We start from the raw sequence: 8,727 nt of genomic DNA, 5'->3' as shown, positions 1-8,727 counted from the left end.
CCATCGCGATGGCGACGACGGCCGGTGCCGGTTCGCTGATCATCGGCGTCCTCTTGGCCACGCTGGGGCTGACGCTCTGGTTCCAGCAGGGCGTACGGATCTTCGCGGGCGTCGCCGCGATCCTGCTGGGGCTCGTGTCCCTGCCGGTGTCCAACCTCGGTGGCTTCGGCCTGGGCCTCATCCCCGCAATGATCGGCGGCGGCCTCGCCCTGGCCTGGGTGCCGGGCAAGCCGGCGGACGAGACGGACGAGGGCGACACCAGGTACCCGGCGCAGGCCGTGGACCTGGGCAAGGCCGAGGCGATGGCGGGTCCCCAGGGCTTCCCGGGGCAGCGTGCAACGGAAACGACGGCATACGCGAGCGAGACGACTGCCCACGCCGATGGCGGGAGGAACAGTGCGGGGTGACGAAACGCAGCGGGGCGAGGCCCTGGGTGCGGAGTCCCGTGAGAGGAAGGGCCCGCGCCACGCGGCGCCCAGAAAGTCGCTGCTGACCAAGCTCCAGATACCCGTCGGCAGGACGATGGCGCTGGCGGCCATGCCGACGGCGGTCTTCGTCGGCATGGGCATGGCGCCGAAGCTGGCCGTGGCCGACGACAAGGAGATCCCCTTCGCGCCCGGACCGTGCGTGACGCGGTCCGACGAGCCCGCGGAGTCGGCATCCCCGTCGCCGTCGAAGACGCCCTCCAAGACCCCTTCGAAGACTCCGCAGACGAAGCCCTCACCGGCCAAGTCGCCCACCGCGGTGCCTTCGCCGACTGCGAGCCCGTCGGCGTCCAAGCCGGTGCAGAAGCCCGCCGAGACGCCGGCCCCCAAGCAGGCCGCGGCTGCGGTGGCACCCGCCGCCGCGCCCGCCAAGGCCACCAACCCGCTGGACCCGCTGGGTGTGGGCGACGCGATCAAGGGCTTCTTCGACGAGCTGGGCAAGCCGCTGGGCAGCGACCCCGACGCACCCGCTCCGACCACGCCCGCTCCGAGCGCCCCCGCTCCGACGGCGCCGAAGCCGGCGGACAAGCCCGCGACCACCGTTCCCGCCCCGGACCCGGCGGCGGAAGCGATCCGCGATGCCGCGAAGCGGGCCGGGACCGAGGTCACGGAGCTCTCCGACGAGGTCAAGGACACCGCGACCACGCCGAAGGACGAGACGGGCACCAAGGCGAAGAAGGCGACGGAGGCGACGAAGGACGCGGACGGGAAGGAACCCTTCCCCTGCCCGACCCACGACGCCAAGGCCCTGGCCGAGGCCGAGGTGGAGCAGGGCATCCCGCTGCTCCCCGACGAGCCCTGGTACCTCGACAGCTCGATGCTGACCCTCTACGGCCTGGACTACGAGGGCATCGTCGAGGTGAAGACCGCGGGCGGCAAGACCAAGACGGTCCTGAAGTTCACGGCGGACTCGCTGGACATCAAGGACCTGTACCAGACGGTCGGCAAGAGCGGGCAGGTCGCCCACCTGAAGTCCCGTCCGGGCTCGACGTCGAAGATCCGCGGGGCCAAGGTGACGATGTACACCGAGAGCCTCAAGGGCAACCTCTTCGGCCTGATCCCGATCGAGTTCACCCCGAACACCCCGCCGCCCCTGAACGTCTCCTTCGCGTTCTTCACGAACGTAAAGGTCGTCCAGGCCGGCCAGTTCGGCGGCACCCTGACCGTGCCGGGCCTCAAGAACTACATCGGCCCGGCGGAGTAACAGCCGGTTCCGGCGTTGAGCACGTAGGTCCCGCAGTGGATGGCCCGCCCCGGCAAACGAGGGGCGGGTCATCCACTTTTTGCGGATAATCCTCTTGATCTTTACGAGAGTTAATGATGCGGATAGCGTGATCTTGCCGCTGCCGCAGGCGCGGTGCGCGGGGGTGTCTCAGGGGGGAAGTCCGAGTCTTCGGCGTGCCTGGAGCATGCCCGCGCCGTGACTCATTAGGGGACTCACGACTCAATGCTGCAATCCATGAACCGCTCGGTGCGCCGGGCGGTGATCTGTGCGGCCGGCCTGGTTCTGGCCGCCGTCGCGGCCGGGGTGTCCGGCGTGGCACCGCCGCTCTGGCCGGACGGGACCGTCAACGCCGGCTCCATAGGCGCCCAGCCCGTGGGCCCGGCTCTGAAGACCTTCCCGCTCCTCGCACGGCACGCGAGCACCGGCAAGCTCCGGGCGTACGAGCCGAACGGTACGGGCGGCCTGAAGTCCGGCTACGAGCTGGGCGGCGGCTTCGGCGACGCCACCGCACTCGCCCAGGCCAACGTCTCGGAGGGCGGCAGGGCCAACGACATCTACCACCGTGCGGCCGGGACGCTCTACTACACCGCCGAGCACGGCAACGACACCAAGGTCGTCGGTGGCGGCTGGGACATCTACAACACGATCGTCTCCGTGGGGAACATGGGCGGTTCGGCCGACGCGGACCTGGTCGGCCGGGACGCCTCCGGCAGCCTCTGGCTGTACCAGGGCAAGTCCGACGGCACCCTCGCGGCCCGGATCAGGATCGGCACCGGGTGGAACGCCATGACCCTCGTGGGCCGAGGCGACTACACGGGCGACGGCAAGGCCGACCTCCTCGCCCGCTACAGCGACGGCACGCTCAACATCTACGCCGGCACGGGCGCGGCCACGGCCGACGCCGTGGTCGCCGCCCGGTACCCCGTGGGCGGCGGCTGGGACGCGTACAAGACGCTCGCCTCCGCGGGCGACACCGACGGCGACGGGAAGACCGACCTGATCGCGGCCGATCCCGCGGGCGCGCTGTGGCTGTTCAAGGGCACCGGCAACGCCGCCGCCCCCTTCGCCGCGCGGGTGCAGATCGGCACCTCGGGCTGGGCCGCCTTCGATGTCCTCTTCTGAGCAGAACGGCTGATACGGGTATGCGCACGAACGCACAGCCGCCCAGACGCCGTCGTTTCGGCACCTGGACGAGCTTCCTGACCACCACGGCCATGGCCACCGCCGCGGCCGTCACCTTCACCGGCAGCGGGTTGCAGCCCCCGGGCGGCCTGGGCTCGGCCGCCGCCGCCGAGCCCGCCCCCTATGACCTGGAGGCGGCCCAGAAAATCCGCGAGGCCCAGTGCCTCCTCGGCAACGTGCTCCGCAAGGGCGGCGCGGAGATGAAGGCCGTCGCCCGCACGGGACTGAAGGGAACAGAGTCCGAACTGCTCGCCGCCGCGGCGCGCGACTACTGGGACGGAACGCCGCTGTCGGCGGCGTACGGCAAGGACCATGCCGCCGCCGACGCCAAGTTCAGCGAGATGGACGACCGCAAGAAGGCCTGGCAGGCCCCTCTCGGCATGGTCGACGTCCCGCCCGGCTACACGAACGCGGGCTTCCAGTGGCCGCCGGACAACCCGACCGTCTTCGCGGCGACGGGCTACGCGGGCTGGATCGCGGACCGCTTCTGGACCGGCGAGGGCGACTTCTACACGGACACGCACCCGCTGGCCGGCAAGGAGTCGGTCGACGCAGCCACCAAGATCGCGAAGGCCCGCTACTACCCGGAGACCTCGGCGACCTACGAGGACCGCAAGGAATGGGAATGGCACATGGCGGGGTCCACCCCCATGTACGCCGACGACGCCCGCATCTTCCTGCAGAACGGCGGTTTCCCCACCAGCGCTCCGGCCGTGGACTCGATGGAGTTCCGGATCGACGTGGAGCAGCTGAAGGCGCGCTTCGCCTCCTGTGCGACGCGCAACCCGCTCGACCCGCACAAGGTCCTCACGGCCGAAGCGGCCATCGCCTCCCAGGAGTGGCAGGCCGAGATCGCGGGCCAGAACACGCAGCGGGACGCCATCCTCGGTGCCGAGCAGGCCGCTTCCAAGGACCTGCAGATCGCCGCGCAGGCCATGGCCGAAGCCCTCGGCCAGTCCATGATCGCGAGCAGGCTGACCGNNCAGGGAGCGGACGGCCGCCGGCGAGTGAGTTCACCAAGGCCCGCACGGGGATCGAGCAGGCTCAGGCCCGCGCGACCGGTCGGCTCTACGTGGCTTCGCGCGCGGCCCAGGACGCCCAGGCGCAGGCCGCCAAGGTGACGGCCGCGCAGAACTCCGCGTACGCCGTGGCCGACCAGGCGGGACTTCCCCGGGGCCGGGGTCTGCTCTACGGCCAGCAGGCCGCCCAGGTCACCAAGGCGTCGGCGGCCGCGGCCCAGGCGGCGGCCAAGGCCACCGAGACCGCGCTGAACGCGACGCGTGCCTCGGCGGCCGACAGCAAGACCCTGAACTCGCTGGCCATGACGCAGGCGCACGCCTCGAAGGCGGAGTTCCGCCGCAAGGCGGCCGAAGAGGCCGCCGCGCAGGCGAAGTCCGCGGCGGAGGGCGCCGCGGCGCAGGCGGTGAAGGCCGCCGAGAACGCCACCAAGGCGAAGGCGGCGCAGGTCAGGGCGGAGAACGCGGAGAAGGAGGCCAAGACCGCGGCCGCGGACGCCAAGGCCAAGCGGCAGCAGGCGGAGTCCGAGCGGAACTACGCCAAGTCGCAGAAGGAACTGGCCGAATCGGAGCGGGCGAAGGCCGCGACGGCGGAAGCGAAGGCCCAAACCCAGCGCACCGAGGCGGGGAACCAGCTGAGCGCGGCGCAGACCGCGGGGACCACCGCAGAGAACAAGATGAAGGACGCGCTCGACGCCGAGAAGAAGGCCGTGACGGCCCGGAACAACGCGTCCGACGCGGAACAGCAGCGCGACGCCCTGGACGCCAAGGCCTACGCCAAGGAGGCCAAGGCCGACGCGGACGAGGGCACGGACGCGGCCGAGGGGTCGCGCACGGCGGCCACCCAGGCCCGTACCGCCGCCGACAACGCGGGCACGGCGGCCACGGCCGCACGGGCCGAGGCGAACACGGCGACGGAGGCCGCGAGCAACGCGCGAGCGGCGGCGACCCGGGCCCAGGGCGCGGCCAAGCGCGCCCAGGCGGCGGCGGACGCGGCCAAGAAGGACGTCGCGATCACCGAAGCCGCGGTGGCGAAGGCGCACTCGGCGGCAGCCGATGCCATCGACGCCTCGGACGCGGCCAAGTGGAACGCGATCACCGCGAAGTCGCAGGCGGAGACGGCCCACCAGCAGGCGGAGAAGGCCAAGACGGATGCCGCCGTGGCCCGCGGCGAAGCGCTGGCGGCCGGAGCGGAATCCATCCGCACGGCCGGTTTCGCTTTCGCCACGGCGCAGGCGGCCGTGGCCGCCGGTGAGTCGGCCATCCAGGTGGTCAAGCCGGCCAACGACGCCATCGAGCTGGGTTCTCCGTATAAGGAGACCGACTCCTCGGCGGGTCTGGCCGTGCTGACCGGCCAGGCCGCGAAGACGGCGGCCGAGCAGCAGTCGGCCCTGGCCCAGGCCAAGGCGGACCAGGCGGCCAAGGCGGCGGCCGAGGCGAAGAAGCTCGCCGAGCAGGCGGACGCGGACGCGAAGGCGGCGGCGGAGGCCGCGGCGGCGAAGGCGGCGAAGGCCGCCGAGACCAGGACGGTCGAGTACAACCGGCAGGCCACGGCGGACGCCGCGGCGGCCCAGACCGCGGCCACCACGGCGGGCACCTACGCGTCCGACGCGGACGCGGCCGCCACGGACGCGGAGCGCGACGCCTCTTCGGCCCGCAAGGCGGCATCGGCGGCGGAGGCCGACGCGGCCACCGCGAACACGGTGGCGACCAAGGCCGAGACCGATGCCAAGGCGGCGGAGGAGGCGGCGACCCGCGCACAGGAGGCGGCGAAGGAGGCCCAGGACGCGGCGACCCGCGCGGAGGACCAGAAGACCCGCGAAACGATCGCCTCGGGCGGTGTGACCGGCCGCAAGGGCGTGTTCATGCGCAACAACATCGAACCGGTCGGGGACCCGGTCGACCAGAACAAGTGCGTCCTCGACATCGGCTTCGACGGCTGCACGGTGACCTTCAGGCTGACCTACAACCTCACCATCGACTACTACATGTGCACGGACCCCGCGGCCCCGGAGAACGTGACCGAGGCGAACTGCCCGGCCCAATACGTGACCTGGATCAGCGCCGAGCCCATGGGCCTGCAGACGTACGACAAGGACGTGTACTTCAGCCGTCTGGAGATCGCCCTGATCTTCGACAAGATGTTCCTGAAGACGCTCTGGCACATGCTCGCGGACGACTTCATCAACTGCTTCAAGGGCGACACGAAGGCCTGCCTGGCGGCGAACATCGATCTGATCATGGCGGTCAAGAACAAGCGCCTGGAACTCCTTCTGGATGCCATGCAGGCATACCGCTCCGTCATGAGGAACGGCGTGAGCGTGGCAGAAGCCAGGGCGCTGGCCAAGAAGGCAGACATGGACCCGGCCGCGGTCGCCGCGATCGAGCGCGAGATCGAGGTGGCCGAACGGTTGCTGGCCTCGTGTAGGCGGAACAGTTTCCCCGCGTCGGTCCCCGTGCTCATGGCGGACGGTTCGCACAAGCCGATCGGTTCGGTGCGGGTCGGTGACGTGGTGATGGCGGGCGACGTCGCTTCAGGGAACACCAGGGCGGAACAGGTGACCGCCGCCTTCCGGCACGACACCAGCCGCCTGATCGACATCACCCTGGCCGACGGCGGCCGTCTCAGCACGACCGCGGGTCACAGGCTGTTCGCCATGGGCCGCGGATGGACCTACGCCTCGGACCTGACGGTGAATGACCGGCTGCTGGATCCGCGGGGCCGGGAGCAGGCGATCACCACTCTGGGCGATCGCGGGCGCAGCACCCCCGTGGAGGTGTTCGACCTCACTGTCGACGGCTTGCACACCTTCTTCGTGCAGGCCCAGGGGCGGGCGCCGGTGGACGTGCTCGTCCACAACTGCCTGGACATCGTCGGTGACGAGGGCAGAGCCGGTGCCCACACCCTGAACGACCATGTCGGGCTGTCACTGAGGGAGGTGGATCTCCGGAAGAAGCTGGACAAGGATGGGGTTGCCACCGAGTGGAATGATCTCGACACCGCTGTTGCCTCCGTTCAGCGGGCCTTCGCGGAATGGAGTGCGAAGCCCGCTAACGAGAAGAGGCTGCGCAACTGGCTGAGTGAGCAGCAGAAGAAGAAGAGCTTCACTCCGGACGACCTCTTGGAAGTCCCGTGGACGCTGAAGGATCAAGGCAATCTGGGCAGGAAGTGGACCAAGGGCCCGCTGGACCAGAACGGCGTTCCGACCCTCGTTTCGACTCCGGTCGGGAACGGAGTGGTCATCCAGCTCAAACAGGTGAAGGGCCACGCCCCGGGCTGGGTCGTCTACACCGCTTACCCGACGGGAAGTGCCGTGTGAAACAGGATCCTCGCCGACTCGGCTCGGACATAGGGCTCAGCTGCCTGATGAAGACCTTCCGCTATCCCCGGACCAACAGAATGTCCATCGGTCTTGCCCGCGTGGCTTGGTTCGCGGACCGCGAGGACGGCGCGTTCGCCCATCAGCTGCTGGACGACGTCAGGCGGCTGCTCGCCTCGGACCTGTCCGGCGCGGAGCTGTCCGCGCTGTGGCTGGCCGGGACGGTCCGCGACTTCGATCTGGAGCTCTGCGGGACCGAGGGACGCCAGTGGCTCACCTGGATCGAGGAGATCGCCGAGTACCGCATCACCTGGAACGTCGGGGACGCACCCGCTCCGGCGGATCCGCCACCCGCTCGCGGGCTGGCGGAGGCCGTTCTCGGCGAGATCGAAGCGGTGGCCGCGGAGTTGGAGTCGGCCACGGTCGGGCACAGCTACGCGGCGGTGCCCGGCGTGGTTCCGGTGTTGCGGCGGGTCGTCGCCGAGGTCGATCCGGACCTCGGTTTCCGGCTGCTGATGCGCGTGCTGAAGTCCTTCTTCATGACGGTCGACCCCGAGCGGATCGAGGCGTATTACGTGCTCGCCGGGCTGCTGGGGCTGGAGGAGGAGGTCGTCGACGACGGCGACTTCAACGTCCGGCGGGACTGAGCGGCCTGGAAAAGCCCGAGGGCGGCAGCGGCAGAGTTCGAACGCCGGGTGCGGCGTCAGTTGCTGACGTCGCCGCCCAGGTGGTGGACGCGGACCATGTTGGTCGTGCCCGGGACGCCGGGGGGCGAGCCGGCCGTGATGATCATGGTGTCGCCCTTGTTGTAGCGCTTGAGCTTGAGCAGCTCCGCGTCCACGAGGTCGACCATCGCGTCGGTGTTGTCCACGTGCGGGACGACGTAGGACTCGATGCCCCAGCTCAGGGTGAGCTGGTTGCGGGTGCCCTCGTCGGTGGTGAAGGCCAGGATCGGCTGCAGCGTGCGGTAGCGCGACAGGCGGCGGGCGGTGTCACCGGACTGGGTGAAGGCGACGAGCGACTTGGCGTCGAGGAAGTCCGCGATCTCGCAGGCCGCGCGGGCGACGGAGCCGCCCTGGGTGCGGGGCTTCTTGCCCGGGACCAGCGGCTGCAGGCCCTTGGACAGGAGCTCCTCCTCGGCCGCCTCGACGATCTTCGACATCGTCTTGACGGTCTCGATCGGGTAGGCGCCCACCGAGGACTCGGCGGACAGCATGACCGCGTCCGCCCCGTCGAGGATCGCGTTGGCGACGTCGGACGCCTCCGCGCGCGTCGGGCGGGAGTTGGTGATCATCGACTCCATCATCTGGGTCGCGACGATCACTGGCTTGGCGTTGCGGCGGCAGAGCTCCACGAGGCGCTTCTGCACCATCGGGACCTTCTCCAGCGGGTACTCGACGGCCAGGTCGCCACGGGCCACCATGACCGCGTCGAAGGCGGCTACGACGCCCTCCATGTTGGCGACGGCCTGCGGCTTCTCGACCTTGGCGATGACGGGG

The 8,727-nt window shown here is 70.4% G+C and carries 6 protein-coding genes; 5 read left to right on the top strand and 1 reads right to left on the bottom strand.

The window, feature by feature from the left end; translation table 11 throughout:
- The 5 genes from J7F03_RS40130 to J7F03_RS40110 all read left to right on the top strand — a co-directional run.
- Positions 1 to 407, top strand: a 407-nt coding sequence (locus J7F03_RS40130) for a DUF6114 domain-containing protein (RefSeq protein ID WP_214958157.1), incomplete at its 5' end; no start/stop codon positions are given.
- On the top strand, positions 397 to 1,689 hold the full coding sequence (locus J7F03_RS40125; RefSeq protein WP_214958156.1) for a hypothetical protein: 1,293 nt from the start codon (positions 397 to 399) through the stop codon (positions 1,687 to 1,689). The genes J7F03_RS40130 and J7F03_RS40125, both read left to right, overlap by 11 nt.
- A 255-nt stretch (positions 1,690 to 1,944) precedes the next feature.
- The gene (locus J7F03_RS40120) at positions 1,945 to 2,832 is read left to right on the top strand and encodes a VCBS repeat-containing protein (protein ID WP_251073207.1); all 888 of its coding nucleotides are present in this window, start codon (positions 1,945 to 1,947) and stop codon (positions 2,830 to 2,832) included.
- Positions 2,833 to 3,964: 1,132 nt separating this feature from the next.
- A complete protein-coding gene (locus J7F03_RS42560; RefSeq protein WP_214958154.1) occupies positions 3,965 to 7,228 on the top strand; it encodes a polymorphic toxin-type HINT domain-containing protein in 3,264 nt (1,087 codons plus the stop codon).
- Positions 7,225 to 7,875, top strand: coding sequence for a hypothetical protein (locus J7F03_RS40110; RefSeq protein ID WP_214958153.1), 651 nt, complete (start codon positions 7,225 to 7,227; stop codon positions 7,873 to 7,875). Before J7F03_RS42560 ends, J7F03_RS40110 begins: the two co-directional genes overlap by 4 nt.
- A 56-nt stretch (positions 7,876 to 7,931) precedes the next feature.
- On the opposite strand, the gene J7F03_RS40105 is transcribed toward J7F03_RS40110, so the two are convergent.
- On the bottom strand, positions 7,932 to 8,727 hold a 796-nt coding region (locus J7F03_RS40105; protein WP_251073206.1), incomplete at its 5' end, for a pyruvate kinase.

Source organism: Streptomyces sp. ISL-43 (genome assembly GCF_018614195.1).
GTDB lineage: Bacteria > Actinomycetota > Actinomycetes > Streptomycetales > Streptomycetaceae > Streptomyces.
Note: the sequence above shows the minus strand (reverse complement) of the source record. Positions and strands in the feature narration are given on the sequence as shown.